This is a genomic window from Streptomyces sp. NPDC020422, from assembly GCF_044386705.1.
GTDB lineage: Bacteria > Actinomycetota > Actinomycetes > Streptomycetales > Streptomycetaceae > Streptomyces.
This window is the reverse complement of sequence record NZ_JBIRVJ010000009.1, coordinates 260,675-287,231: the sequence shown is the minus strand read 5'-3', so window position 1 is coordinate 287,231 and position 26,557 is coordinate 260,675. Positions and strand designations below refer to the sequence as shown.

General features: G+C 73.1%; 24 protein-coding genes. 5 read left to right on the top strand and 19 right to left on the bottom strand.

Annotation, left to right across the window (positions count from 1 at the left end; translation table 11 throughout):
* Positions 1-37 precede the first annotated feature (37 nt).
* The 8 genes from ACH414_RS25405 to ACH414_RS25370 all read right to left on the bottom strand — a co-directional run bounded on the left by ACH414_RS25405 (position 38) and on the right by ACH414_RS25370 (position 10,711).
* Positions 38-856 (bottom strand): TrmH family RNA methyltransferase, encoded by an 819-nt coding sequence (locus ACH414_RS25405; RefSeq protein ID WP_391769944.1) that lies wholly within the window; start codon positions 854-856, stop codon positions 38-40.
* A gap of 127 nt (positions 857-983) precedes the next feature.
* The gene (gene cobA, locus ACH414_RS25400; RefSeq protein WP_398943457.1) at positions 984-2,234 is read right to left on the bottom strand and encodes a uroporphyrinogen-III C-methyltransferase; all 1,251 of its coding nucleotides are present in this window, start codon (positions 2,232-2,234) and stop codon (positions 984-986) included.
* Between the two features lie 157 nt (positions 2,235-2,391).
* Complete coding sequence (gene cobT / locus ACH414_RS25395; RefSeq protein ID WP_398943456.1) at positions 2,392-5,685, bottom strand: nicotinate-nucleotide--dimethylbenzimidazole phosphoribosyltransferase; 3,294 nt, start codon at positions 5,683-5,685, stop codon at positions 2,392-2,394.
* Between the two features lie 308 nt (positions 5,686-5,993).
* Complete coding sequence (gene cbiE, locus ACH414_RS25390; protein WP_382548522.1) at positions 5,994-7,202, bottom strand: precorrin-6y C5,15-methyltransferase (decarboxylating) subunit CbiE; 1,209 nt, start codon at positions 7,200-7,202, stop codon at positions 5,994-5,996.
* Positions 7,203-7,268: 66 nt separating this feature from the next.
* Positions 7,269-7,916 (bottom strand): GNAT family N-acetyltransferase, encoded by a 648-nt coding sequence (locus ACH414_RS25385; protein ID WP_382548524.1) that lies wholly within the window; start codon positions 7,914-7,916, stop codon positions 7,269-7,271.
* 127 nt (positions 7,917-8,043) lie between these two features.
* Complete coding sequence (locus tag ACH414_RS25380) at positions 8,044-8,901, bottom strand: MetQ/NlpA family ABC transporter substrate-binding protein (RefSeq protein ID WP_386566363.1); 858 nt, start codon at positions 8,899-8,901, stop codon at positions 8,044-8,046.
* A gap of 92 nt (positions 8,902-8,993) precedes the next feature.
* The gene (locus ACH414_RS25375; protein ID WP_382548528.1) at positions 8,994-9,662 is read right to left on the bottom strand and encodes a methionine ABC transporter permease; all 669 of its coding nucleotides are present in this window, start codon (positions 9,660-9,662) and stop codon (positions 8,994-8,996) included.
* Positions 9,659-10,711 (bottom strand): methionine ABC transporter ATP-binding protein, encoded by a 1,053-nt coding sequence (locus tag ACH414_RS25370; protein ID WP_382548530.1) that lies wholly within the window; start codon positions 10,709-10,711, stop codon positions 9,659-9,661. The genes ACH414_RS25375 and ACH414_RS25370 overlap by 4 nt, the downstream gene beginning before the upstream one ends.
* 605 nt (positions 10,712-11,316) lie before the next feature.
* Here ACH414_RS25370 and ACH414_RS25365 point away from each other — a divergent pair.
* Both ACH414_RS25365 and ACH414_RS25360 read left to right on the top strand, forming a co-directional pair.
* On the top strand, positions 11,317-11,679 hold the full coding sequence (locus tag ACH414_RS25365; RefSeq protein WP_382548532.1) for a hypothetical protein: 363 nt from the start codon (positions 11,317-11,319) through the stop codon (positions 11,677-11,679).
* Positions 11,680-11,681: 2 nt separating this feature from the next.
* On the top strand, positions 11,682-12,104 hold the full coding sequence (locus ACH414_RS25360; RefSeq protein ID WP_382548534.1) for a hypothetical protein: 423 nt from the start codon (positions 11,682-11,684) through the stop codon (positions 12,102-12,104).
* Between the two features lie 107 nt (positions 12,105-12,211).
* Here ACH414_RS25360 and ACH414_RS25355 read toward each other — a convergent pair whose 3' ends face one another.
* The 3 genes from ACH414_RS25355 to ACH414_RS25345 all read right to left on the bottom strand — a co-directional run bounded on the left by ACH414_RS25355 (position 12,212) and on the right by ACH414_RS25345 (position 14,648).
* Positions 12,212-12,694: a GNAT family N-acetyltransferase gene (locus ACH414_RS25355; RefSeq protein ID WP_382548536.1), complete on the bottom strand. Its 483-nt coding sequence runs from the start codon at positions 12,692-12,694 to the stop codon at positions 12,212-12,214.
* A gap of 37 nt (positions 12,695-12,731) precedes the next feature.
* Positions 12,732-13,253 carry a sigma-70 family RNA polymerase sigma factor gene (locus ACH414_RS25350; protein ID WP_382548538.1) on the bottom strand — a complete coding sequence of 174 codons (522 nt, stop codon included), beginning with the start codon at positions 13,251-13,253 and terminating at the stop codon, positions 12,732-12,734.
* Positions 13,254-13,451: 198 nt separating this feature from the next.
* Positions 13,452-14,648 (bottom strand): glycerophosphodiester phosphodiesterase, encoded by a 1,197-nt coding sequence (locus ACH414_RS25345; RefSeq protein ID WP_386566370.1) that lies wholly within the window; start codon positions 14,646-14,648, stop codon positions 13,452-13,454.
* Positions 14,649-14,890: 242 nt separating this feature from the next.
* Between ACH414_RS25345 and ACH414_RS25340 the strand changes: the two genes are divergently transcribed.
* Positions 14,891-15,565, top strand: coding sequence for a lysophospholipid acyltransferase family protein (locus ACH414_RS25340; RefSeq protein WP_382548542.1), 675 nt, complete (start codon positions 14,891-14,893; stop codon positions 15,563-15,565).
* A gap of 88 nt (positions 15,566-15,653) precedes the next feature.
* Here the strand turns inward: ACH414_RS25340 and ACH414_RS25335 are convergent, their stop codons facing one another.
* The 3 genes from ACH414_RS25335 to argH form a co-directional block, all read right to left on the bottom strand.
* On the bottom strand, positions 15,654-17,198 hold the full coding sequence (locus tag ACH414_RS25335; protein ID WP_398943450.1) for an MFS transporter: 1,545 nt from the start codon (positions 17,196-17,198) through the stop codon (positions 15,654-15,656).
* Positions 17,195-17,746, bottom strand: a complete 552-nt coding sequence (locus tag ACH414_RS25330) for a TetR/AcrR family transcriptional regulator (RefSeq protein WP_382548546.1) — start codon at positions 17,744-17,746, stop codon at positions 17,195-17,197. Before ACH414_RS25330 ends, ACH414_RS25335 begins: the two co-directional genes overlap by 4 nt.
* Positions 17,747-17,866: 120 nt before the next feature.
* Positions 17,867-19,294, bottom strand: coding sequence for an argininosuccinate lyase (gene argH / locus ACH414_RS25325; protein WP_382548548.1), 1,428 nt, complete (start codon positions 19,292-19,294; stop codon positions 17,867-17,869).
* Positions 19,295-19,511: 217 nt separating this feature from the next.
* Between argH and ACH414_RS25320 the strand changes: the two genes are divergently transcribed.
* Together ACH414_RS25320 and ACH414_RS25315 are read left to right on the top strand one after the other, a co-directional pair.
* Entirely contained in the window at positions 19,512-20,900 is a 1,389-nt protein-coding gene (locus tag ACH414_RS25320) for a hypothetical protein (protein WP_382548550.1), read from the top strand.
* 37 nt (positions 20,901-20,937) lie between these two features.
* Positions 20,938-21,621: a L,D-transpeptidase gene (locus tag ACH414_RS25315; protein WP_398943447.1), complete on the top strand. Its 684-nt coding sequence runs from the start codon at positions 20,938-20,940 to the stop codon at positions 21,619-21,621.
* 14 nt (positions 21,622-21,635) lie between these two features.
* On the opposite strand, the gene ACH414_RS25310 is transcribed toward ACH414_RS25315, so the two are convergent.
* Genes ACH414_RS25310 through argC form a run of 5 tightly spaced genes read right to left on the bottom strand, consistent with a single transcriptional unit; the run spans position 21,636 to position 26,487 of the window.
* Positions 21,636-22,199 (bottom strand): arginine repressor, encoded by a 564-nt coding sequence (locus ACH414_RS25310; protein WP_382548554.1) that lies wholly within the window; start codon positions 22,197-22,199, stop codon positions 21,636-21,638.
* A gap of 7 nt (positions 22,200-22,206) precedes the next feature.
* A complete protein-coding gene (locus ACH414_RS25305; protein WP_382548556.1) occupies positions 22,207-23,403 on the bottom strand; it encodes an acetylornithine transaminase in 1,197 nt (398 codons plus the stop codon).
* A complete protein-coding gene (argB, locus tag ACH414_RS25300; RefSeq protein WP_382548557.1) occupies positions 23,400-24,314 on the bottom strand; it encodes an acetylglutamate kinase in 915 nt (304 codons plus the stop codon). The genes ACH414_RS25305 and argB overlap by 4 nt, the downstream gene beginning before the upstream one ends.
* Positions 24,311-25,462, bottom strand: a complete 1,152-nt coding sequence (gene argJ / locus ACH414_RS25295; RefSeq protein WP_398943444.1) for a bifunctional glutamate N-acetyltransferase/amino-acid acetyltransferase ArgJ — start codon at positions 25,460-25,462, stop codon at positions 24,311-24,313. Before argJ ends, argB begins: the two co-directional genes overlap by 4 nt.
* Positions 25,459-26,487 carry an N-acetyl-gamma-glutamyl-phosphate reductase gene (gene argC, locus ACH414_RS25290; protein WP_382548561.1) on the bottom strand — a complete coding sequence of 343 codons (1,029 nt, stop codon included), beginning with the start codon at positions 26,485-26,487 and terminating at the stop codon, positions 25,459-25,461. The genes argJ and argC overlap by 4 nt, the downstream gene beginning before the upstream one ends.
* Positions 26,488-26,557: the final 70 nt, after the last annotated feature.

The window sequence follows — 26,557 nt, the reverse complement described above, 5'->3', positions numbered from 1 at the left end:
CTCGGGCAGCCGGCCGTGCGGCGCGGGCCCCCGGGGGTCAGTCCCGGGGGCGGCCGCTCGTGACCGCGTAGAAGGCGACCGCCGCGGCCGCGCCCACGTTCAGCGAGTCCACGCCGTGGGCCATCGGAATGCGTACCCACTCGTCGGCGGCGCGCAGCGCCTGCGTCGACAGGCCCTCGCCCTCGGCGCCCAGCATCAGCGCCACCCGGTCGAGCCGGTGCGGGGCCGCGTCGTCGATGGAGGTGGCACGGTCGGCGGGGGTGAGCGCCAGCACCTTGAAGCCCGCCTCGCGGACCGTCTCCAGGCCGCGCGGCCAGGTGTCGAGACGCGCGTACGGGACGGAGAAGACCGCGCCCATCGAGACCTTCACCGAGCGGCGGTAGAGCGGGTCCGCGCAGTCCGGGGAGAGCAGCACCGCGTCCATGCCGAGCGCGGCGGCGCTGCGGAAGATGGCGCCGATGTTGGTGTGGTCGTTGACGGACTCCATGATCGCGACCCGGCGGGCCGTGCTCAGGAGTTCCGCCGCGTCCGGGAGCGGCTTGCGCTGCATCGAGGCGAGCGCGCCACGGTGCACGTGGTAGCCCGTCACCCGCTCCGCGAGGTCCGGCTGGACCGCGTACACGGGCGCCGGGACCTCGTCGATGACGTCCCTCATGACGTCGACCCACTTGGCGGAGAGCAGCATCGAGCGCATCTCGTACCCCGCCTGCTTGGCACGGCGGATGACTTTCTCGCCCTCGGCGATGAACAGGCCCTCGGCGGGCTCGCGCCTGCGGCGGAGCTCCACGTCGGTCAGTCCGGTGTAGTCGCTCAGGCGGGGGTCGTCGGGGTCGTCGATCGTGATGAGTTCGGCCACGGGGTGATACTGCCTTGTCCGGGGTGTGGTGCCAATGCGCGGGGGCGCGCGGGGTGCGGGTGCGCGGGTGCGTGGGGCGCGCGGGTGCGTGGGTGCGTGGGGCGCGCGGGTGCGTGGGGCGTGCGGGCTACTTCGCGGGCTTGGTCGGGCTCTCGGCGACCACGTCGCCGATGACGATCACCGCCGGCGGGCGGACCTCGTGGGTCAGCACCGCCTCCGCGACCGTCGCCAGCGTGGCGTCCACGCGGCGCTGGGCCGCGGTGGTGCCCTCCTGGACCAGGGCGAGGGGCGTGTCCGGGGACTTGCCGTGGGCGATCAGCGCCTCGGCGATCTTGTCGATCTTGTCGACGCCCATGAGGATCACGAGGGTCCCGGTCAGCTTGGCCAGGGAGGCCCAGTCGACGAGGGAGCGCGGGTCGTCGGGGGCGACATGGCCGCTGACCACGGTGAACTCGTGGGCGACGCCGCGGTGGGTGACCGGGATGCCCGCGGCGCCCGGGACCGAGATCGAGCTGGAGATGCCCGGGACGACCGTGCAGGCGATGCCCTCGGCGGCCAGCGCCTGGGCCTCCTCCATGCCGCGGCCGAAGACGAACGGGTCGCCGCCCTTGAGCCGGACGACCGACTTGCCCGCCTTGGCGTGCTCGATCAGCGCGTTGTTGATGGCCTCCTGGGCCATGAAGCGGCCGTACGGGATCTTCGCCGCGTCGATCACCTCGACGTGCGGCGGCAGCTCGTCCAGCAGGTCGCGGGGGCCGAGGCGGTCCGCGATCACGACATCGGCCTCGGCGAGCAGGCGGCGGCCGCGGACCGTGATCAGGTCCGGGTCGCCGGGGCCGCCGCCGACCAGGGCGACGAAGGGGGCGCGGGCGCGCTGGGCCGGAGCGGCGATCGAGCCGTCCCGCAGGCCCTCGACGATGGCGTCGCGCACGGCGGCGGAGCGGCGCGGGTCGTGGCCGACGGGGCCGGTGAGCACGGCGACGGTGACGCCCTCGCTGCGGCCGGTGGCCGGGGTCCAGGCGGTGGCGGCCTCGGCGTCGTCCGCGCGGACGCACCAGGTCCTGCTCCGCTCGGCCTCGGCGGAGGCGGCGGCGTTGGCGGCGGCGTCGGTGGTGGCGACCAGGGCGTACCAGGTGTCGGCGAGGTCGCCCTCCTGGTAGCGGCGCTTGATCCAGGTGATCTCGCCCGCCTCGGCCATCGCCTCGACGGAGGGGGTCGCGGAGGGGGAGATCAGCGTGACGTCGGCGCCCGCGGCGACCAGCGCCGGAAGCCTGCGCTGGGCGACCTGACCACCGCCGAGCACGACGACGCGGCGGCCCGTAAGGCGCAGTCCGACGGGGTAGGCGGGGTGCTCGGCGGGGTCGGCGTGGTCGGCCATGTGCGGGCGGCTCCTCGGAGGGCGGTGCGTGAGGGCACCAACGATATCGGTGACCAGGGCTTGTCACGCTGTGACGGATCTCCCGTACGCCTCCGTCCCCCACGCCCCGGGGAGGGGGTGGGGGACGGAGGCGTACGGGCGGGTGGCGCGGCCGGCGCTACTTCTCGGTGACGCCCGCGGAGTCGAAGGTCGCCACCTCGTGCATCGCGCGGGCCGCGCTCTGCACCAGCGGGAGGGCCAGGAGCGCGCCCGTCCCCTCGCCGAGGCGCAGGTCGAGGTCGACCAGCGGACGCAGGCCCAGCTTGTTCAGGGCCGCGACATGGCCCGGCTCGGCGCTGCGGTGGCCGGCGATGCAGGCCGCCAGGGACTCCGGCGCGATGGCCCGGGCCACCAGGGCCGCGGCTCCGGTGGAGACGCCGTCCAGGATCACCGGGGTGCGCAGCGAGGCCGCGCCCAGGATGAGGCCGACCAGCGCCGCGTGCTCCAGGCCGCCGACCGCCGCCAGGACGCCGATCGGGTCCGCCGGGTCCGGCTTGTGCAGGTCGAGGGCGCGGCGGACGACGTCCACCTTGCGGGCGTGCATCTCGTCGTTGATGCCCGTGCCGCGGCCGGTGACCTCGTTCGGGTCCACACCGGTGTAGACCGAGATCAGGGCGGCGGACGCGGTGGTGTTGGCGATGCCCATCTCGCCGGTGAGCAGTGCCTTGTTGCCGGCGGCGACGAGGTCGCGGGCCGTCTCGATGCCGACCTCGATCGCGGCGACGGCCTCTTCGTGGGTCATGGCCTGGCCGATGGTGAAGTCGGCGGTGCCGGGCCGGACCTTGCGGGGCAGCAGGCCGGGGGTCGAGGGGAGCTCGCTCGCGACGCCCACGTCGATCACGCAGACCTCGGCGCCGACTTGGTTGGCGAAGGCGTTGCAGACCGCTCCCCCGCCGAGGAAGTTCGCGACCATCTGGCCGGTCACCTCCTGGGGCCAGGCGGTGACGCCCTGGGCGTGCACCCCGTGGTCGCCGGCGAAGATCGCCACGGCGGCCGGCTCCGGGATCGGCGGCGGGCAGACGCGGGAGAGACCGGAGAGCTGGGCGGCGATGATCTCCAGCATGCCCAGGGCCCCGGCGGGCTTGGTCATGCGCTTCTGCCGCTCCCACGCCTCGCCGAGCGCCTTGGCGTCGAGCGGGCGGATGTTGGCGACGGTCTCCTGGAGCAGGTCGTGCGGCTCCTCGCCGGGCAGCGCGCGACGGCCGTACGTCTCCTCGTGGACGACCCAGGACAGCGGGCGGCGCTTGGACCAGCCCGCCTGCATCAGCTCGGGCTCCTCGGGGAACTCGTCGACGTAGCCGACGCAGAGGTACGCGACCACTTCGAGGTGCTCGGGCAGGCCGAGGGCGCGGACCATCTCGCGCTCGTCGAAGAAGCTGACCCAGCCGACGCCGAGGCCCTCGGCGCGGGCGGCGAGCCAGAGGTTCTCGACGGCGAGGGCCGAGGAGTACGGGGCCATCTGCGGCTGCGTGTAGCGGCCGAGGGTGTGGCGGCCGCCCCGGGTCGGGTCGGCGGTCACGACGATGTTGACCGGGGTGTCGAGGATGGCCTCGATCTTCAGTTCCTTGAACTGCTTCGCCCGGCCCTTGGGCAGGGACTTCGCGTACGCCTCGCGCTGGTGGGCGGCGAGCTCGTGCATCGTGCGGCGGGTCTCGGCGCTGCGGATGACGACGAAGTCCCAGGGCTGCGAGTGGCCGACGCTGGGCGCGGTGTGGGCCGCCTCCAGGACGCGCAGCAGCACCTCGTGCGGGATCGGGTCGGAGCGGAAGCCGTTGCGGATGTCCCGGCGCTCGCGCATCACGCGCAGCACGGCCTCGCGCTCGGCGTCGTCGTAGCCGGGGGCGGGGGCGCCCTCGTGCTCCTGGACGGGCTCGGCCACGGCGGCGGGCTCGACCGTCACCTCGGCCTCGGGCTCCGCCTCGGCCACCGGCTGTGCCTCGGGCTCGGGGTCCGTCGCCTGCGGTGCCTCGGCGACCGGGGCCTCGACCGTCTCGGGGGCCGGGACGGGGGCGTCCTCGGCGGCGACCGGGAGCTCCTCGGCCGCGGCCTCGGCCGCGACCTCGACGGGGGCCTGGGCCGGCGCCTCGACGGGCTGCTCCGCCTGGGGCTCCACGACGGGCGCCTCAGCGGGGGTCGCCACGGGCTGCGCCTCCGGCGCGCGGGGAGCGGGGACGGCGGCCTCGACGGGTACGGGCGCCGACGCCGGCGCCTCGAAGGGAGCCTCGGCGGTCGGCTGCTCGACGACGGGCGCCTCTACGTCCGGCTGCTCGACGACGGGCGCCTCGGCCACGGGCTGCTCCGCGACGGGTGCCTCGACGAGCGGCTGCTCGGCCACCGGCTGCTCCGCGACGGGCGCCTCGGCCACCGGCTGTTCGGCCACCGGCTGCTCGACGAACGCCTCCCGCGCGAGCGGCTGCTCCGGGAGCTCCTGGACGGCAGCCGGGACGGCCTGCTCCGCGACGGGCTCCGCCGCCTCGGGCTCGGGCTGGAGCTCGGACTGGGCCTCGGCGGCGGGGGCCTCGTCGAGCGCGGCCTCCTCGGGGGCCTCGGCGAGCGGGGCCTGCTCGGGGGCCTGTTCGGCGACCGGGAGCTCCGGCTCGGCCGGGGGCGTCGGTGCCAGGTGCGGGGCGGTCGGGACCGAGCCCTCGACCGGGACGAAGCGGGCGGCCGGAGGGACGACCGTTTCTGCGGCGACGGCATCGGGGCCCTGGGGCTGCGCGGTCCACGGCACGGCGCCCTGCGGGGCGGTCTGCTGGTCCTGCGGGATGTCCAGGTACTCGGGGCCGGTCGTCGGCGGGCCCGGGGTGCGGACCGGGATCGGGGTGGGCGCCACGGCGGCGACGGGCTGCGCGGCCGGGGCGGCGGGACCACGGTCGGCGAGGGAGCGGACCGCGGGGCCTGCGCCCTCGGAGACCGGCGGGCCCATGTGCAGGGGGCGGCGGGCCGGCGGCGGGGTCGCGGCGGCGGGCTGGGGGACGCGGACGCCGCCGAGGTCGACGGAGCCGGAGTCGCGGCCGGCGGCCTCGTGGGCGCCGGTGTCCAGGACGCCGGGCTCGTACCCGTACTCCTGCTCGACGGGCACGCCGTGGGCCGGGGTGCCGTGCGAGGTCAGCGGAACGCCGTGGGCCGGGGTCGCGGTCACCTGGTCCAGCGGGGCGGTCAGCGGGTCGACGAGTTGCTCGGCCTGCGGCATCGGGGCGGGCACGGCGACCGGCGGAGCGGGCGCGACGCCGGGCTGGTGCTCGCTCCAGGCGCCCTGGGCGCCCGGCATCAGGAGCAGGTCGTCGTCCTCGGCTGCGTTCTCGGAGGGGTCCAGGAAGGTGTACGCGCCCGGGGCGGGGATGCCCGGCTGCTCGACCATGCCTGCGTTCTCCGGCAGCCCCTCGCCCGGGATCTGGCCGGTGTCCGTCATGCTGCGTACCCCTCGCCCATCGGTTGTGCTCCTTCAGACCTTGCGCCCGTCGACAAGAACGAGCGTGCGCGCCGCGCGGCACGAAGGACGCGTGGACACCCATGCATTGTCCCGGCCTTCGACCATCCTGGCAGGCGGATCCGCCACGGTTCGCTGTGGACTGCGCCACGTCGCGCGGCCCCCCAGTGCTCCGTACCACATCAGGGGCCCAAAGCGGCCCCTGGTTCAGGACATTGGCGAACAAAACGCCGAACGTCCCGGTGCGGTACAACAATCGGCCAGCCTACCTTCCCCGGCAGGTCCCGCGATCACGGGGAGCGGTGGGTCCGGCTGCCGCAGAGGAGGAAGACGACGGTCCGCTCGCGCTCGGTCCAGTCGGCCGGGTCGAGGCCCACCGTCTGCAGGAGTCCGCACTCGACCGTGTAGCCGCCGTCGGTGAGGGCGGCGGCGATCGCCTCCGCCTCGTCGCGGGTGCCGGCGTGCGCGACGATCCGCTCGGGCCTGCGGTCGGTGCAGGCGGTGACGACGGGGGCTCCCCCGCCTCCGATGCGGACGACGTCGGGTTCGGGCAGGCTCTCCAGCACGTGCGGGGCGCGGCCGGGGACGGCCTGGAGCTGGACGCCGGCGCGGCGGGCGGCGGACTCGGTGCGGGCGCAGGCCTCGGGGTCGGCGTCGACGGCGATGACGGCGGCGCCGAAACGGGCGGTCTCGACGGCGAAGGCGCCGTCGGCGCAGCCGATGTCCCAGACGAGGTCGCCGACGCGGGGGCCGAGGCGGGCGAGTTGCGCGGCGCGCAGCGCGGGGTCCTGGCCGGTGCGGCCGCCGGTCTCCTCGCCGGGCAGTCCCCAGCCGCGTACGGCGGGGGTGTCGTCGCCCATCAGCCAGCCGCCGGCGCGGCCGGGGGCGGGTGCGGGGGCGCCGCCGATGACGATGACGACGTTGGGGTCGCGCCAGACGTGGTCGGCGGCCTTGTCGGAGGTGAGGACGGTGACCTGTTCGCGCTCGGTGCCGAGCTCCTCGCAGATGACGAAGGTGCGGTGCACTCCGTCGAGGAGGAGGGCGAGTTCGGCGGGGCCCGCGCCGGGCGAGGTGAGGACGGCGACCTTGGGGTGGGCGCGGCAGACGTTGACGGCGCGGCGCAGGGTGCGCTGGTGGGCGACGACGATGCGGGCGTCGTCCCAGGGCATGCCGGCGCGGGCGAAGGCGGCGGCGACGGAGGAGACGGCGGGGACGACCTCGACCTCGAGGCCGTACTCGGGGGCGCGCAGGGTGCGGACGACGCCGAAGAAGCCGGGGTCCCCGTCGGCCAGGACGACGGCGGTGCCGCGGTGGCCGGCGATCCGGCGGGCGGCGAGTTCGACGCTGCCGAGGCGGACGCGTTCGGCGGTCGGCGGCACTTCGGGGAGGGCGAGGTGGTGCGCGGCGCCGGCGACGAGGGTGGCCGCGCCCAGTGCGGACCGGGCCGCCGCGGTGAGGGGCGAGCCGTCCCAGCCGATCACCGTGACCCGGTCGGCCATCTGTGTCTGTCTCCCTGGGTGTGTGCAGGTCGGGGGCGGGACGAGCCTACCCGGGCACGTCCCGGCTCAGCTCCAGTCGGCGAGCACGGAGTACCCCGCGTCGGCCATCTCGTCGGTGACGCCCTCCAGGTCCTCGGGGAGGAGGCTCCAGACGATGAGGTCGGTCCGGACGTCGGTCCATTCGCCGGACTCGGTCTGGCTGCGCGCTATCCAGGCGTTGCGCAGGACGCCCTCGCTGATGCAGCCGATCTTCTGGGCGACCTGCTGGGAGGCGGTGTTGTCGGCGGCGGTGCGCAGTTCGAGGCGTTCGAAGCCGCGGTCGCCGAAGAGCCACTGGGCGACGGCGAGGACGGACTCGGTGGCGTATCCCTCGCCGCGGGCCCAGGGGGCGGTCACGTAGGCGACCTCGGTCGCGCGGGTGCGCCAGTCGGTGTGGTGGAGGTGGACGGTGCCGACGAGGCGCTGGGTGAGGAACTCGGTGACCGCGAGGACGATGCCGCGGCCCTCGGTCCGTTCGGCAGGAGCGATCCTGCGGATCCATGACTCGGCGTCAGCGGCGGTGTAGGGGTGGGGAACCGAGGTCCAGGCGACGACGAGTTCGTCGTTCATCATCTCCACGAAGGCGGGGATGTCGGCCTCTTCGTACGGGCGCAGCACCAACCGGTCCGTGCTGATGGAGATGTCCGGGAAGGTGGAAGTCATGCGCCGCTCCATACCGTGAAGACCGTGAACGCACAGCATGCAGCATGGGGCCGCCGCCGCGCATACGCGGGTGAGCCGAAGGCCCCGTGCGCCGGACGGGGCGCGCGGGGCCTTCTGGTCGGGGACCGTACTGCGGGGCCTACTTGGCGGGGGCGCCGAAGGCCGGGATGACCGAGCCCTTGTAGGTGTCCTCGATGTACTTCTTCACCTCGGGGGAGTTGAGGAGCTTCGCGAGCTTCTGCACGCGGGCGTCCTTCTCGTTGCCCTCCTTGACGGCGAGGAAGTTGGCGTACGGGTTGCCCTCCGCCTTCTCCAGGGCGAGGGAGTCCTTGGCGGGCTCCAGCTTGGCCTCGATGGCGTAGTTGCCGTTGATGACCGCGGCGTCGACGTCGTTCAGGGCGCGGGGCACGGTGGCGGCCTCCAGCTCCTTGAACTCCAGGCCCTTCTTGTCGGTGATGTCGGAGAGCTTGGCGTCGGTGCCGACGCCCGCCTTGAGGGTGATGAGCCCGTTGTCGGCGAGCAGGTGGAGGGAGCGGCCCTCGTTGGTGGTGTCGTTGGGGACGGCGATGGTCTGGCCGGCCTTGATGTCCTTCAGCGACTTGAGGCTCTTGGAGTAGAGGCCGAGCGGCTCCAGGTGGACGTTGACCACCGGGACGATGTGGGTGTTGTTCTTCTTGTTGAAGTCGTCGAGGTACGGCTTGTGCTGGAAGAAGTTGGCGTCGACCTGGCCGGACTCGGTGGCGGTGTTCGGCAGGACGTAGTCCGTGAACTCCTTCACCTCCAGCTTCAGGCCCTCCTTCGCGGCGAGCTTGTCCTTGACGAAGTTGAGGATGTCGGCGTGCGGCGTCGGGGACGCGGCGACGACGAGCGGCTTGTCGGCGGAACCGGCCGAGTCCTTGGTGGAGGACGGGTCGGAGGAGGTGCCGCAGGCGGTGAGGCCGAGGGCGAGAGCGGTGGTGGCGGCGATGCCCGCGGTGAGCTTGATGGTGGTGCGCACGAAGAGTGCCTCTTTCCGGTGGAGCGGTGGACGCCTGGACAACAAGTCCTGACTGTTCTTCGGGTTGCGAAGTCTGGGTGGGCCGGGCCGGGTTACGCGGTGCGGCCGCGGCGGGCGAGGAGGCGGACGACGCCGTCGCCGATGAGCTGGACGACGGTGACGATCGCGACCAGGACGACGACGGTGACCAGCATGAAGGTGGTGTCGAAGCGCTGGTATCCGTAGGTGACGGCCTTGGAGCCGAGGCCTTCGCCGCCGACCGCGCCGGCCATCGCGGAGTAGCCGATGAGCACGATCACGGTGGTGGTGACGGCGGAGACCAGGGAGGGCAGGGCCTGCGGGAGCAGGACCTTGCGGACGATGGTGGGGATGCCGCCGCCCATGGCCTGGACGGCCTCGACGAGTCCGTGGTCGACCTCGCGGATCGCGGTCTCGACGAGTCGGGCGAAGAAGGGGATGGCGCCGATGGCGAGCGGCACGATCATCGCGGTCGGTCCGATGAAGGTGCCGACGACGAAGGTGGTGAAGGGGATCAGGGCGATCAGCAGGATGATGAAGGGCAGCGAGCGGCCCACGTTCACGATCGCGCCGACGACCTTGTTCACCGGCCGGTTCTGCAGCAGTCCGCCCTTGTCGGTGAGGACGAGGAGGATGCCGAGCGGGAGGCCGCCGAGCACGGTGACGACGGTGGCCCACAGGACCATGTAGAGGGTGTCGACGGTGCCCTGCTCCAGCAGCGGCTGCATCTCGTTCCAGGTCACTTGGCACCTTCCTTCACCAGTACGGGCGTGGCGCCCGGGTGGGCGTCCCCGTCCACGAGCTCGACCTGGAGGCCCTGCTCGCGCAGGAAGCCGACCGGGACGACGTTGTCCTCGTACCGCCCGGGGAGCTCGATCCGCATCCGGCCGATCTGCTTCCCGCCGACGGTGTCCATCGCCGCCCCGAGGATCGAGATGTCGATGTTGTAGGTCCGGGAGAGCTGGGAGATGACCGGCTGGGTCGCGGACTCGCCGTGGAAGGTGACGTCGATGACCGTGCGGTCGGGGCCGGTGGGGGCGCCGCTGACCGGGAAGAGCTCGGCGGCCAGCTGGGAGCCGGGGGTGGCGAGCAGTTCGCCGACCGTGCCGGACTCGACGATCCGGCCCTTCTGCATCAGCGCGGCCGAGTCGCAGATCGTCTTGACCACGTCCATCTCGTGCGTGATGAGCAGGACGGTGAGGCCGAGCTGCCGGTTGAGGTCGCGCAGCAGCTGGAGGATGGAGCGGGTGGTCTCCGGGTCGAGGGCGCTGGTGGCCTCGTCGGAGAGGAGGACCTTGGGCTCGCCGGCGAGGGCGCGGGCGATGCCGACGCGCTGCTTCTGGCCGCCGGAGAGCTGGCCGGGGTAGGCCTTGGCCTTGTCGGCGAGGCCGACGAGGTCGAGGAGTTCGAGGGCGCGGCGGGAGCGTTCGGCGCCGGAGACGCCGAGGATCTCCAGCGGGAGCTCGATGTTGTCCTTGACGGTGCGCGAGGACAGCAGGTTGAAGTGCTGGAAGACCATGCCGATGCGGCTGCGGGCCTGGCGCAGGTCCTTGCCGGCGCGGCGGCCGCGGCCCGCGAGGGCGGTGAGGTCGACGCCGTCGACCGTCACGGTGCCGGAGGTGGGGCGCTCCAGGAGGTTCACGCAGCGGATGAGCGAGGACTTGCCGGCGCCGCTCTGGCCGATCACGCCGAAGACCTCGCCCTCGCGGACGTGGAGGTCGACGCCGTCCAGGGCGGTGACCTGGCGGCCTCTCGACTCGTAGACCTTGGTCAGGCCCGATGTGGTGATCACAGGGTTTCCGTCACTGTCGAGTGCGCGGCGCGGGGTCCGCCGTGCACGGGGCATACGTCGTTCGGACAGTCAGGCGCAGGCGGTCGCTGTCGCGGCTGGTGGCCGGGAGGCAGCGCGTGCGCGGGGCGGGCACGGTCCGACGCCTGGTGGCGTGCGGAGCGGCTTGCCGTCGGGGCTCGCTTCGGGGCGCGAGTCTCGGTCGGGGGCCCTCAGATGGCGCACATTCGACACATACAACGAGCACCGGGCGTCGTGATCGCCTCGGTCGCAAGGGTGCGGCTGCTCGTCGTGGTCATGGGTGCAAGTAAAGCATGCACATGTGCGAACGACAGGCGGCTGTCCGAATACCGGACATCGCTGAGACGGTATGCGGACAGACCGGAGCCGGCCCCTCCACCACCGAGCGGCGCCGTTCCGCCGTCGGTGGCCTGCGCCGATGCGTCCGGTGGAGGAGCCGCGGGGACTTCCGCGTCGAGGCGGCCCCGGCCGCCGGTTGTGGCCAAGGCCACGGCGGCCGGGGTTCGCCGTGTGCCTTCAGGAAGATCGACTCCCCGGGGCAGGGGGCGAGCGCATCCGGCCATGGGGCGCGTAATACCCTCGGGCGCATGCTTGACGCCCTGACGGTCGCGGTCTCGGTGACCGCGCTCGCCCTCGCCGCCTGGTGCGGCTTCGCCTTCACCCGGAACCAGTCCACCAAGGACTGGCACTTCATCGGCATGGCCGTGGTGACCTTCCTCGCCCTGGTGCAGCTGGTGGTCGGGATCGTGCAGCTGGTCCGCGGCGAGAAGGCGGAGGAGGGCACGACGATCTTCGTCGCCTATCTGCTGGGCGCGCTGTGCGCGGTGCCGGCGGCGGGGCTGATGTCGCTGACCGAGCGCAGCAAGTGGGGCTCGGCGACGGTGGCGGCCGGTGCGGTGGTGCTCGCCGTGCTCGAAGTGCGTCTCTACGACATCTGGACGGTGGGCTGATCATGACCGCGACGGAGACCGAGGAGCAGGGGACCGGCCGGCTGGTCAAGGGCCCCGGCATGCTGCTCGTCTGGCTGTACGGCGTGATGTCGGTGGGCGCGGTGTCCCGCTCGGTCTACCAGATCGCCACCGAGTTCGACCGGGCGCCGCTCGCGTACTCGCTGTCGGCGGTCGCCGCGGTGGTGTACGCCTTCATCACGTACACGCTGGTACGGGGCGGGGAGACGGCCCGCAGGGCGGCGCTGGTGTGCTGCGCCGCCGAGCTCGTGGGCGTGCTGACCGTGGGGACCTGGACCCTGATCGAGCCGTCCGCGTTCCCGGACGCGACCGTGTGGTCGGACTACGGCTACGGCTACATCTTCATTCCGGTGCTGCTGCCGCTGACCGGCATCTGGTGGCTGCGCCGGTCCCGTGGCGCGGTCTGACGTACCGCGGTCTGACGGCGCCCGGGGCCTGCCCGGAGGCAGGCCCGGAGGCCACGACCTCGGGTCCGGGGCCTGGGCCCGAGGCCTGGGGCTTCGGGCCCCGGAGCTCAGGCCGCCTTCTCCAGGGTGACGAGGGTGAGGCTCGGGCCGATCTCGCGCGTGGCGACCTGGGCGTAGCCCTTGCTGCGGTAGAGCCGCAGGTTGCCCTCGCTGCGGTGGCCGGTGAAGAGCCGGAAGCGCTTGGCGGCGGGCGCGGGCTCGTCGGCGAAGTGGCTCTCGATGGCGTCCAGCAGCCGGCCGCCGAGGCCGTGGCGCTGCAGGCGCGGGTGGACGATGAGCTTGGCGATCCGCACGGTGCCGTCCTCGTCGAGCCGGCCGCGCACGGAGGCGACGATCTCCTCGCCGAGGCGGGCCACGAAGCCCTTGCCCTCGACGAGTTCGGCGCGCAGGGCGTCGAGCGACTGGGTCAGCGGCTCGATCGACCAGTCCTGGTAGATCTCGGCCTCACGCTGATAGCAGAGGTACTGCAGCTTGAGGATGTGCTCCGCGTCCTGCGCGTCTGCCGCTGAGATGGTCACGCTCATGCCCATGTGTGCATGCCTCCCGCTCACCTGGTCCGCCGTCGGTCTACGGCACCCTTCCCCGAACGCCGGGGAGGGGAACCTCCGCTGCCAGCATTCTGCGCAGGCATCCCAGGCAACGGGAACGCATCGGCCCCAGACTCCCCTGTGAGATACCCAACGCCCCTGCGATTTCGCGGTAGGTGGGGTCGGCGGGGTGGAGCATCGCGGTGAGCAGTCGGGGGCAGTGGCCGGGGGTGCGGCGGACGGCGGCGCGCACGGTGCGCCGCCGTTCCGAGACCAGCGCGGAGCCCTCGGGCGAACCGTGCGGCTCCTGGCCGGGTTCGCCCCGGTAGGGCCGCTCCCGCGCGGAGGCCCGGCGGGCCCGGCGGGCCTCCGCGCGGACGGCCCGGCGCAGCCAGTCGGCGGGGTGCTCGGGGGCGCCGTCCTCCTGGAGCCGTTCCAGGAGGCGGAGCCAGACGGCCTGTTCGAGGTCCCCCGCCTCGATCCCGGCGGCCGGGGCCTCCGCGCGGGACTCGGCGGCGAGCAGGGGCGTGAGCGTGGCGAGGAGCGTTTCGGGGGAGGTCATGCCCGCCACGATGCGGGGCGGGGTGCGCCCGGTTGCGCGTGCGGGCGGAAACCACCCGGTCGGGGTATCGGATCCTGGATCCGGGATGTTGGATCCGGGACCTCGGATCCGGGATGTTGGATCCAGGATGTTGGATCCAGGATGTTGGATCCAGGATGTTGGATCCGGACCTCGGATCCAACATCCGCTGTCCACCTCTCAACGCTCGCGGAACTCCGCCGCCGCCAGCAGTGCGGTGTCCGCGTTGTCCGAGAAGATGCCGTCGATGCCGGTCTGGAAGAAGCGCCTGAGCGCGCCGAAGGCGTCGCCGTACGCCGCCGGGTCGGTGCCCCGCCGGTACTCGGCCGGCAGGAAGGTGTTCTCGTTGCGCTGGGTGTAGGGGTGGAGGATCAGGCCCTCCGCGTGGGCGTCGCGGACCAGGGTGGTCTCGGTGCCGAGGCGGCCGTTCGCGTCACGGGGCAGGATCAGGTCGAGCGTCGGGCCGATGCCCTGCGCGTAGGAGGCGATCCAGCGCAGGCCCTCGGGCGTGACCAGGTCGGCGACGGTGCGCGGGTCGCCGGACTGCACGAAGTCCCAGGGGCGGGTGTTCGCGCCGGAGAGCAGCACCACGCCGGGGCAGTCGACGAGGCGGGCGAGCCGCTGGATGCTGCTGGGCTCGAAGGACTGCAGGAAGACGGGCGCGTTCGCGCGGTGGCGGCCGTAGCGGCGGAGCAGCCCGGCGAGCCGCTCCTCCAGGCCGAGGCCGAGGGAGCGGAAGTAACTGGGGTGCTTGGTCTCGACGTGCAGCCAGACCTCGCGGCCCCTGCGGCGGCCCTCCCGCTCGGCCCAGCGCAGCACCTCCTCGAAGGTGGGCACGGTCCAGCGCCCGTCGTAGAGGGTGTTCTCCTGGCGGGTGGCGGGGATCCGCTCCTTGGCCCGCAGGGTCTTGAGCTCGGCGAGGGTGAAGTCCTCGGTGAACCAGCCGGTGAGCGCGACGCCGTCGACGGTCTTGGTCGTCTTGCGGGAGGCGAACTCGGGGTGGTCGGCGACGTCGGTGGTGCCGGTGATGTCGTTCTCGTGGCGGCAGACGAGGTGCCCGTCCTTGGTGGGGACGAGGTCCTGCTCGATGACGTCGGCGCCCAGGTCGAGGGCGAGCTGGTAGGAGCCCAGCGTGTGCTCGGGGCGGTAGCCACTGGCGCCGCGGTGGCCGATGACGGTGGGGACGGGCAGCGAGCGGTAGCCGCGGCCCCCTCCCCCGTGCCCGCGGTCCCGGTCCGCCCCGGGGTCCGCGGCGACGGCCGACTGCACGGCCTGCGCGGTGCCGGCGCCCAGGACGGCCGAGCCGCCGAGGACGGCCGCGCCCGCCGCGCCGAGGACCGCTCGTCTCGCCGGGGTCCTGCGCTCACCCTGTGTCATGACACTCCTTCGGTCTTTCGGTGTGATGTCCCGCACCTGCCAACTGACGTCCCGACGCTAGGCAGAGATGCCCTACGGGCGGCAGACCTCGGCAGAACATGGCGGAAACACACGTCAACACCGCGTATCCACTCCGTGAACCCGATGTGCGACAGTCGGTGACCCGCGAGTATCGTCCACACCTGCACGAGCGGCTCCAGGGAGCCGCGCACGCCCGCCCCGCCCCGACACCGGAGGAACCGTTGTCCCGTCTCGCGCTCATGAAGGCAGCTCTTGGGCCGGTCCTGCGCCTCATGTTCCGCCCCCGCGTCGAGGGCGCCGAGAACGTCCCGGGGACGGGTCCGGTGATCCTGGCGGGCAACCACCTGACCTTCATCGACTCGATGATCATGCCGATCTGCCTGGACCGTCAGGTCTTCTTCATCGGCAAGGACGAGTACGTGAAGGGCAAGGGCGTCAAGGGCCGGCTGATGGCCTGGTTCTTCACGAGCGTCGGCATGATCCCGGTGGACCGCGACGGCGGCCGCGGCGGTGTGGCCGCGCTGATGACGGGCCGCCGGGTCCTGGAAGAGGGCAAGATCTTCTCCATCTACCCCGAGGGCACCCGCTCCCCCGACGGGCGCCTCTACCGCGGCCGCACCGGCATCGCGCGGCTGACCCTGATGACCGGCGCCCCGGTGGTCCCGTTCGCCATGATCGGCACCGACAAGCTCCAGCCGGGCGGCGCCGGCTTCCCGCGGCCGGGCAGGGTCACGGTCCGCTTCGGCGAGCCGATGGAGTTCTCCCGCTACGACGGCATGGACCGCGACCGGTACGTGCTGCGGGCGGTCACGGACTCGGTGATGGCGGAGGTCATGCGGCTCTCCGGCCAGGAGTACGTCGACATGTACGCCACGAAGGCGAAGGAAGCGGCGTAGGGCTCGTACGTACGACAGGAGGGCGCCCCCGGGAGACCGGGGGCGCCCTCCTGTCGTGTGTCGCCGAGGGGCGCGGGGGCCGTACGGATCAGTGCTCGACGCCGTCGGCCAGCTTCTGGCCCTTCAGCAGGAACCAGGCCGCGACCGCGGTCGCGAGCAGGACCGCCGACCCGACGCCGGCCGCGATGCGCAGGCCGTCGACGAAGGCCTCCTGGGCGGCCGTGACCAGGGCCTCGGCCTGGGCGGGTGCGAGGCCCGCGGAGGCCTCGACGGCGCCGCCGAGCGAGTCGTGGGCCGCGGCGGCGGTGCCCGAGGGGATGCCGGCCGGGGTGGTGAAGCCCCGGTAGACGCCGGTCACGATGGAGCCGAGGACCGCGATGCCGAGCGCCGCGCCCAGCTCGTACGCCGTCTCGGAGACCGCGGAGGCGGCACCGGCCTGGTCCTTGGGGACGGTCGAGAGGATCACGTCGGCGGTGACGGTGAAGGCGAAGCCCGCACCCACGCCGACGACGAGCAGGCTCGCGCCGAGCAGCGGGTAGCCGGTGGACTGGCCGATGGCGGTCAGGGCCGCGAGGGCGAGACCGATGGCGGCGAGACCGGCGGTGACCACGGACCGTACGGAGAACCGGCGGGCGACGTGGCCGGCGACCAGACCGGCCGTCACGGCGCCGACGGCGGCGGGCAGTTCGGCGAGGCCGGCCTCCAGCGGCTGGCGGCCCTGGACCAGCTGGAAGAACTGGGACAGGAAGAACACCAGGCCGGACAGGCCGAGGATGGTCAGCAGGTCGGCGAGGACGGCGCCGGAGAAGCCGCGGTTGCGGAACAGGCGCATGTCCAGGAGCGGCGCCGGCAGGGTGAGCTGACGGCGGACGAACCAGGTCAGGGCGCCGATGCCGGCGAGCGCGGCGACGGCCACGTCGAGGGTGACGCCGTGGGCGGCCAGCTCCTTGACGGCGTACACGACGCCGATCATGCCGATGAGCGACAGGCCGACGCTGGGGAGGTCCCAGGGGCCCGGGTTCGGATTCTTCGACTCGGGGATCAGCCTGGCGCCGACGAGGACCAGCACGGCCATGACGGGCAGGTTGATGAGGAAGACCGAGCCCCACCAGAGGTGCTCGAGGAGGAATCCGCCGACGACCGGGCCGACGGCGGCACCGGCCGAGGCCATGGCGCCCCAGATGCCGATGGCGAGGCTGCGCTCGCGCGGGTCGTGGAAGAGGTTCCTGATCAGGGCCAGCGTGGACGGCATCAGGGTGGCGCCGGCGACGCCGAGCAGGGCGCGGGCCACGATCATCATCTCGGGGCTGGTCGCGTAGGCGTTCAGGACGGAGACGGCGCCGAAGGCCACGGCTCCGGTGAGCAGCAGCTTCTTGCGGCCGATGCGGTCGCCGAGGCTGCCCATGGAGACCAGCAGACCGGCGATGACGAAGGAGTAGACGTCGCCGATCCACAGCAGCTGGGTGCCGGACGGCTGGAGGTCCTCGGAGAGGAAGGGGGTCGCCAGGCCCAGCACCGTGGCGTCGACGGCCACGAGCAGCACGGCCAGGACGAGCACGGCGAGGGCGAGCCACCGGCCGGGACGGCGGACGCCCTCGGTATGGCTCTCGTGCTTGACGGTGTCGGTGGTCACTTCTCCACGCTCCTGCGCGCTCCGCCGAGCAGCAGCTCGGCGATCATGTACGGAAAGTCCTTGGCGGCGACCCGGCCGTCGGCGACGGCCCAGGCGCCCGAGCCGATGAGGCCGTAGAAGGCCTCGCACAGCCAGGCGGGGGTCAGGTCGATCCGGAAGACGCCCTCTTCCTGGCCGCGCCGGAAGACGGCGGCGACCCGGGCGTCGAGGCGGTCCCAGCCCTCGTTCTGGCCGTCGCCCTCGAAGAGCTGGTTCTCGGTGACGAGGAAGGACAGCAGCGGCGCGACGGGCTCCACGCCGGCGATGAGCCGCCGTACGGCCTCGTCGGCGGGCCCCTCGTCGAGCCGGGCGGCTTCGAGCGCCGCCTCCAGCTCCTGGATGCCGAGCTCTTCGAGCGCACGCACGAGTGCGTCCCGCCCGGCGAAGTGCCGGTGCAGGGTGGCCCGGCCGATCCCGGCGGCCCGAGCGACCTCGTCCATGGTGGCGGTCGCTTTGCGGGAGAGCAGGGCTGCGGCGGAGCGGAGCACCTCGGTGCGGTCGACTGACATGAGACAACCATACACCGAGTGAGACATTGACGTCTCATTCGGGACGGCGGTGCAACAAAGAGGCCGCCGCCCTCCGGAACCGGAAGGCGGCGGCACTGGGGTGGCGCTGTCGTGCGGGGACTACTTCTTGGCGTCGGCCCAGGCGTGCTGGATGACCAGGTCCGCCTTGATCTCCACCAGCTGGGCGGCGACCGCCGAGGGGGCGGTGCCGCCCCGGCCGTTGCGGGAGGCGAGGGCGCCGGGAACGTTGAGCACCGTACGGACCTCGGGGGTGAGGTGCTCGGAGATCTTGGCGAACTGCTCGTCCGTGAGCTCGTCCAGCTCCTTGCCCTCCGACTCGGCGACCTTCACGCACTCGCCGGCCACCTCGTGCGCCACCCGGAACGGCACGCCCTGCTTGACCAGCCACTCGGCGATGTCGGTGGCGAGCGAGAAGCCGGCCGGGGCGAGCTCCTCCATGCGCTCCCGGTTGACCGTGAGGGTGGCCATCATGCCGGTGAAGGCGGGGAGCAGGACCTCCAGCTGGTCGCAGGAGTCGAAGACCGGCTCCTTGTCCTCCTGGAGGTCCCGGTTGTACGCGAGCGGCAGGGCCTTGAGGGTGGCCAGCAGGCCCGTCAGGTTGCCGATGAGCCGGCCGGACTTGCCCCGGGCCAGCTCGGCGATGTCCGGGTTCTTCTTCTGCGGCATGATCGACGAGCCGGTGGAGAAGGCGTCGTGCAGGGTCACGAAGGAGAACTCCTTCGTGTTCCAGATGATGATCTCCTCGGCGATCCGGGAGAGGTTCACACCGATCATCGCCGTGATGAAGGCGAACTCCGCGACGAAGTCGCGCGAGGCCGTGCCGTCGATCGAGTTGCCCGCCGAGCCCCGCTCGAAGCCGAGGTCCTTGGCGACCGCCTCCGGGTCGAGCCCGAGCGAGGAGCCGGCGAGCGCGCCGGAGCCGTACGGGGAGACGGCCGTACGGGTGTCCCACTGCCGCAGCCGCTCGGCGTCCCGGGAGAGGGACTGGACGTGGGCCAGGACGTGGTGGGCGAAGAGCACCGGCTGGGCGTGCTGGAGGTGCGTACGGCCCGGCATGGCGACGTCGGGGTGCGCCTCGGCGAGGCCGACCAGCGCGTCCTGGAGCTCGGCGATCAGGCCGCCGATGATCCGGGCGTGGTCCCTCAGGTACATCCGGAAGAGGGTCGCCACCTGGTCGTTCCGGGAGCGCCCCGCGCGCAGCTTGCCGCCCAGGTCCTTGCCGAGGCGCTCCAGGAGGCCGCGCTCCAGGGCGGTGTGCACGTCCTCGTCGGCGATGGTGCCGACGAAGGAGCCGTCGGCCACGTCCGCTTCGAGCTGGTCGAGACCGGCGAGCATGCGGGTCAGCTCGTCCTCGGTCAGCAGCCCGGCCTTGTGCAGCACACGGGCGTGGGCACGGGAGCCGGCGATGTCGTACGGCGCGAGACGCCAGTCGAAGTGGACCGACGCGGACAGCTTCGCCAGGGCCTCGGCGGGACCGTCGGCGAACCGGCCGCCCCAGAGCCGGACGTCACCGTTGTTGCTGCTCACTGCTGGTAGCTCCTCTGGAGGGTGGTTTCGAGGCCTGAACGAGTCGGGAACAGGCGAGGTCACGCCGCGCGGCGCTCTTCGACGACAGGGCGAACGGCGATGCGCTGGGTATAACTATGCAGATCTCCGTATGTTTTTGTCAACGGAGCTCGGGGGTGGTGCCGGCGGGGCGGAAAACCGCAGGCGGGGAGGGGCGCTCCCTGCCTAGGCTCCGCGCATGTCGAGCTTGATGTGGGACGAGGAGCCGCCGCGCGAGGCGGCGATACGACGCCTCCGGCGGGGCCACAGGCTCGCGCGGGCCCTGGAGACCTGGCGCCCCGAGGCCTGGACGCACCTGGACGAGGACGTGCGCGGGGCGGTCCGCCGGGGCCGGCTCCGGCCGGGCGGGTGGCAGGGCGTGCTCGGGCGCGAGCACCCCGCCGGTCTGCGCGCCCTCCTCTTCCGCCACCCCACGGAGGCGGAGCTCGCCCTCGCCCTGTGCGACCCGGACGGCAGGATCCGCGAGGCCGCGCTCGCCCAGGCCGCCGACCGGCCCGCCGTCCTCCCCCTGGTCGCCGTGCGCGCCGCCGACTGGGCCGCCCCGGTACGGGACAGGGCACGGGCCGTGCTGGCCGCCGCCCTGCCGACGGCGGACGCCGCAGCGCTCGCCGCCACCGCGCCGGTGCTCCTGCTGATCCGGGGACGGCTGCACGGCGGTGCCGGAGCGGCCCTCCTGGAGGAGTGGCTGCGCGGGGCCCCCGCGGATCGGCTCACCCCCTTGTTCCTGCACCGGGACCGCGCCACGCGGCGGCTCGCCCTGCGGACCGCCATGGACCGGCGCCTGATCGAACCGCCGGAGCTGGTCCGGCTCGCCACGGCCGACCCCGACCCGGCCGTGGCGGACGCGGCCGCCGGCGCCGCGATCGCGGCGGGCTGCCAGGACGGGACGCTCGGCCTGCTGCTCGGCGCACGCACCGGCCGGATCCGCGCCGCCGGGGTCACCGCGCTGCACCGGGCCGGGCGGCACGCGCAGGCGGAGCCGTACCTGTACGACCGGTCGGCCATGGTCCGGGCCTGCGCCCGCTGGGTGCTCCGGCAGGACGGCGCCGATCCGCTCGCCCGCTACCGGGCGGCCTGCGCCGACCCGGAGACCGTGCACGGCCGCGCGCCCCTCGGACTCGCGGAGTGCGGGCAGCGCTCGGTCGACCTGCCCGTCCTGTGGGCGCTGACCGGGCACCCGCGGCCGCTCGTGCGGAGCTCGGCCGTGGCGGGCCTGCGCGCGTTCGAGGTCGCGGACCACGCCCGGCTGTTCCCGCTGCTCCAGGACTCCGCCCCCGGCGTCGTAAGGGAGGCCGCCCGCGCCCTGGCGCCGTGGGCGGACCGGCTGCCGGAGAACGAGCTCCTCGGCCTCACCGGGCCGGACCGGCCGCCGCACGTACGGACCCGCGCCCTGCGGCTGCTGCGCGACCGCGGCTCCTTCGCGTACGAGGAGACGGCCCGGCGGCTCACCGAGGATCCCGACCCCGTCGTACGGCAGCAGGCCCGCCGGATGCTCGGCCGCCGGGAGCGCCTCGCCACGAGCCTCGACGGGCCGCCCGCCGTGCCGCTCCCCCGGTCGGGTGGCTGACCTGGCGCCGGCCGGAGCGGACGCCTAGCGTCGCGCCATGCGAACCCTTCTTGCGCTCGGCGCCGTCCTCGCCGGCCTGTACACCGCTCCCCCTGCGCCGCTCCCCGAGCGGATGGCGGACACCGGGGGCGGTACGCAGCTGATCATCGCGGAGGCGGCCGACGCCCGCGCCACCACCGGGACGCTGACCTGGTGGGACCGGCGCGACGGGCGGTGGGTGAGGGCCGGCTCCGCGCCCGCCCGGTTCGGGGCGAAGGGCCTCGCAGAGGGGGCGGGGCGCCGGCAGGGGACGAACACCACCCCGACGGGGCTCTACCGGCTGCCGTACGCCTTCGGGGTGCGGCCCGCGCCGGCCGGGACGGCGTACCGCTACGCGCGGGTCACCGACCGGTCCTGGTGGTGCCAGGACAACGCCTCACGGGCGTACAACCGCTGGGTGGAGGGGCTGCCGAAGGACTGCCGGGCCGCCGAGTCCGAGCATCTCGTGGCGTACCGGACGCAGTACGCGTACGCCCTGGTCATCGGCTTCAACTACGACCGCCCGGTGCGCGGCCGCGGCGCCGGGATCTTCCTGCACGTCGACGGGCCCGGGGCGACGGCCGGGTGCGTGTCGGTGCCGCGGGACGCGATGCGGCGCGTGCTCGCCTGGGCCGATCCGGACCGGCGGCCGCACATCGCCGTCGGCACGCGGGGCGGACCGACGGCGATCACGCGCTACTAGATCCTGCTCTGCGCTCAGCGGTCCTTCTGGGCGAGGCGCAGGAGGTGGTCGGCGAGGGCCTGGCCGCCGGCCGGGTCGCGGGAGATGAGCAACAGGGTGTCGTCGCCCGCGATGGTGCCGAGGATCGCGTGGAGCTCGGCCTGGTCGATGGCCGACGCGAGGAACTGGGCCGCGCCCGGCGGGGTGCGGAGCACCACGAGGTTGGCCGAGGCCTCCGCGGAGATCAGCAGTTCGCCGGAGAGGCGGCGCATCCGCTCCTCCTTGGCGGACTCGCCGAGGGGGGCCTGCGGGGTGCGGAAACCGCCCTCGCTGGGCACGGCGTAGATCAGTTCGCCGCCCGTGTTGCGGATCTTCACGGCGCCGAGCTCGTCCAGATCGCGGGAGAGCGTCGCCTGGGTGACGCTCAGTCCGTCGTCCGCGAGCAGCTTGGCGAGCTGGCTCTGCGAGCGCACCGGCTGCCGGTTGAGGATGTCGACGATCCTGCGGTGGCGTGCGGTGCGGGTCTGCGGAACGGACGGCCCGCCCCCGGGCTCCGCCTGGGGGGATCCCCAGTTCCCGTTCTCCTGCGCGTCGCTCATCGTCGTCTCATTCTCCGGTTCGTCCTTCCCCGTTCACCACGTCCAGGACACCGGGCAGGGCCCGGAGGAAAGCGTCGACCTCGCCGTCGCCGATGACGAGCGACGGCATGAGCCGTACGACATCGGGGGCGGGCGCGTTCACCAGGAGACCGGCGTCCTGAGCCGCCTGCTGCACCTGCGGCGCGACGGGCTCGGTGAGCACGATACCCAGCAGAAGCCCCGCACCACGGACGTGGGAGACCAGCGGGTGCCCGAACGACTCGATTCCGTCGCGCAGCTTCTCGCCGAGCCGCTTGACCTCGTCGAGCCTCGCGTCGGCGGCGAGGGTCTCGATGACGGCGAGCCCGGCGGCGCAGGCGACGGGGTTCCCGCCGAAGGTGGTGCCGTGGTGGCCGGGCGCGAACAGCTCGGCGGCCGGGCCGAAGGCCACGGTCGCGCCGATGGGCAGGCCGCCGCCGAGGCCCTTGGCGAGGGTGACGACGTCGGGGTCGACGCCCTCGTGCGCCTGGTGCTCGAACCAGTGGCCGGTGCGGCCGATGCCGGTCTGGACCTCGTCGAGGACGAGGAGGGTGCCGGTGGCGCGGGTGATCTCGCGGGCGGCCTTGAGATAGCCGGCGGGCGGGACGACGACGCCGTTCTCGCCCTGGACCGGCTCGATGATCACGAAGGCCGTCTCCTCGGTGACGGCCGCGCGCAGGGCGTCGGCGTCCCCGTACGGCACATGCGTGACCTCGCCGGGCAGCGGCAGGAACGGGGTCTGCTTGCCGGGCTGGCCGGTGAGGGCGAGGGAGCCCATGGTGCGCCCGTGGAAGCCGCCGGTGGTGGCGACCATGTGCGGGCGGCCGGTGAGCCGGCCGAGCTTGAAGGCGCCCTCGTTGGCCTCGGCCCCGGAGTTGCAGAAGAAGACCTTGCCGGGCCGTCCGAAGAGCTGGAGCAGCCGCTCGGCGAGGGCGACCGGGGGCTCGGCGACGAAGAGGTTGGAGACGTGCCCGAGGGAGGCGATCTGCCGCGACACGGCCTCGACGACGGCCGGGTGGGCGTGGCCGAGGGCGTTGACGGCGATGCCGCCGACGAAGTCGAGGTACTCGTTGCCGTCGGCGTCCCAGACCCGGGGGCCCTCGCCGCGGACCAGCGGCAGCCGGGGCGTGCCGTAGTTGTCCATGAGCGAGTGCTGCCACCGCTCGGTCAGCTGCCGGTTGCTCACGATTCCCCCTGTCCGTCCGGCACGACCATCGTGCCGATGCCCTCGTCGGTGAAGATCTCCAGCAGGATCGAGTGCTGGACCCGGCCGTCGATCACACGGGCGGTGGTGACCCCGTTGCGCACGGCGTGCAGACAGCCCTCCATCTTGGGGACCATCCCGCTGGAGAGCTCGGGCAGCAGCTTCTCCAGCTGGCTCGCGGTGAGCCGGCTGATGACCTCGTCGCTGTTGGGCCAGTCCTCGTAGAGGCCTTCGACGTCGGTCAGGACCATCAGCGTTTCGGCGCCCAGCGCAGCAGCGAGTGCCGCAGCCGCCGTATCAGCATTGACGTTGTAGACATGTGCGTCGTCCTGGGAGCGGGCGATGGAGGAGACGACCGGGATCCGGCCGTCGGCGAGGAGGGCCTCGATCGCTCCGGTCTCGATGGAGGTGATCTCGCCGACCCGGCCGATGTCGACGCTCTCGCCGTCGATCTCGGGCAGGTGCTTGGTGGCGGTGATGGTGTGGGCGTCCTCGCCGGTGAGGCCGACGGCGAACGGGCCGTGCTGGTTGAGCAGGTTGACCAGCTCGCGCTGGACCTGTCCGGCGAGCACCATCCGTACGACGTCCATGGCGTCCTCGGTGGTGACGCGCAGGCCGGCCTTGAACTCGCTGACGATGCCGTGCCGGTCGAGGGCGGCGCTGATCTGCGGGCCGCCGCCGTGCACGACGACCGGCTTCAGGCCGGCGTGGCGCAGGAAGACCACGTCCTGGGCGAAGGCGGCCTTCAGCTCCTCGTCGATCATGGCGTTGCCGCCGAACTTGATGACGACCGTCTTGCCGTGGTGGCGGGTGAGCCAGGGCAGCGCCTCGATGAGGATCTGCGCCTTGGGCAGCGCGGTGTGCTTGCGGGCCGGGGTCTTGGAGTCGCTCATGAGGAGTACGCGCTGTTCTCGTGGACGTAGTCGGCGGTGAGGTCGTTGGTCCAGACGACGGCGGACTCGGCGCCGGCGGCGAGGTCGGCGGTGATGACGACCTCCCGGTAGCGCATGTCGACGAGCTCGCGGTCCTCGCCGACGGAGCCGCCCCGGCAGACCCAGACGCCGTTGATGGCGACGTTCAGCTCGTCGGGCTCGAAGGCGGCGGAGGTGGTGCCGATGGCGGACAGCACGCGGCCCCAGTTGGGGTCCTCGCCGTGGATGGCGCACTTGAGGAGGTTGTTGCGGGCGATGGAGCGGCCGACCTCGACGGCGTCCTCCTCGGTGGCCGCGTTGACCACCTCGATCCGGATGTCCTTGCTGGCGCCCTCGGCGTCGCCGATCAGCTGGCGGGCGAGGTCGGCGCAGACGTCCTTGACGGCCTGGGTGAACTCGTCCTGCGCGGGGGTGACGGCGGCGGCGCCGGAGGCGAGCAGCAGCACGGTGTCGTTGGTGGACATGCAGCCGTCGGAGTCGACCCGGTCGAAGGTGACCCGGCTGGCGCCGCGCAGGGCCTCGTCGAGTCCCTTGGCGTCCACGTCGGCGTCGGTGGTGAGGACGACGAGCATGGTGGCGAGGCCGGGGGCGAGCATGCCGGCGCCCTTGGCCATGCCGCCGACGGTCCAGCCGTCCTTGGTGACCACGGCGGTCTTGTGCACGGTGTCGGTGGTCTTGATGGCGATGGCGGCCTTCTCGCCGCCGTGCTCGGACAGCTCGGCCGCGGCCTTCTCGACGCCCGGCAGCAGCTTGTCCATGGGGAGCAGGACGCCGATGAGGCCGGTGGAGGCGACTGCGACCTCGCCCGCGCCGATGCCGAGGACGTCCGCGACCTTCTCGGCGGTGGCGTGGGTGTCCTGGAAGCCCTGGGGGCCGGTGCAGGCGTTGGCGCCGCCGGAGTTGAGGACGACGGCGGTCAGCTCGCCGTCGGCGAGGACCTGCTGGGACCACAGGACGGGGGCGGCCTTGACGCGGTTGGAGGTGAAGACTCCCGCGGCGGCGCGGCGCGGCCCGGTGTTGACCACGAGGGCCAGGTCCGGGTTGCCGTTCTGCTTGATCCCGGCCGCGATGCCCGCGGCCGTGAATCCCTTCGCTGCGGTGACGCTCATGGAGCGACTCCAATCGTGGAGAGTCCGGTCTGCTCGGCGAAGCCGAGGGCGATGTTCATGCTCTGCACCGCGCCGCCCGCGGTGCCCTTGGTGAGGTTGTCGATGGCGCTGATCGCGATGATCCGGTTCGCGGCCGGGTCGAAGGCGATCTGCACGTGTACGGCGTTGGAGCCCTGGACGGACGCCGTGGACGGCCACTGCCCCTCCGGGAGGAGGTGGACGAACGGCTCGTCCGCGTAGGCCTTCTCGTAGGCGGCCCGCACGGTCTCGGCGGTGACGCCCGGCCGGGCGGCGGCCGAGCAGGTGGCGAGGATGCCGCGGGGCATGGGGACGAGGGTCGGGGTGAAGGACACGCTCACCCGCTCGCCGGCGACTTCGCTGAGGTTCTGGACCATCTCCGGGGTGTGCCGGTGGCCGCCGCCGACGCCGTACGGGGTGACGTTGCCCATGACCTCGCTGCCGAGCAGGTGCGGCTTGAGGGCCTTGCCGGCGCCCGAGGTGCCGGAGGCGGCGACGATCACGGCCTCGGGCTCGGCGAGCCCGTTCGCGTAGGCGGGGAAGAGCGCGAGCGACACGGAGGTGGGGAAGCAGCCGGGCACCGCGATGCGCTTGGACCCCTCCAGCGCGGCGCGGGCACCCGGCAGTTCGGGGAGGCCGTAGGGCCAGGTGCCGGCGTGCGGGGAGCCGTAGAAGGCCTCCCAGTCGGCCGGGTCCTTCAGCCGGAAGTCGGCGCCCATGTCGACGACGAGCGTCTCGGGGCCGAGCTGCTCGGCGACGGCGGCGGACTGCCCGTGCGGCAGGGCGAGGAAGACCACGTCGTGTCCGGCGAGGACTTCGGCGCTGGTCTCCTGCAGGACGCGGTCGGCGAGCGGCAGCAGATGGGGCTGGAGTCCGCCGAGACGCTGGCCGGCGTTGGAGTGGCCGGTCAGCGCCCCGATCTCGACCTCGGGGTGCGCGAGCAGGAGACGCAGGACCTCTCCGCCCGCGTATCCGCTCGCACCCGCGACTGCTGCTCGTACCGTCATCGAAACCCTCCTCATGGATGGCATGACTATACGCACAGCCGCAGTTTTATGCAAAGCACTGCATGAGGGC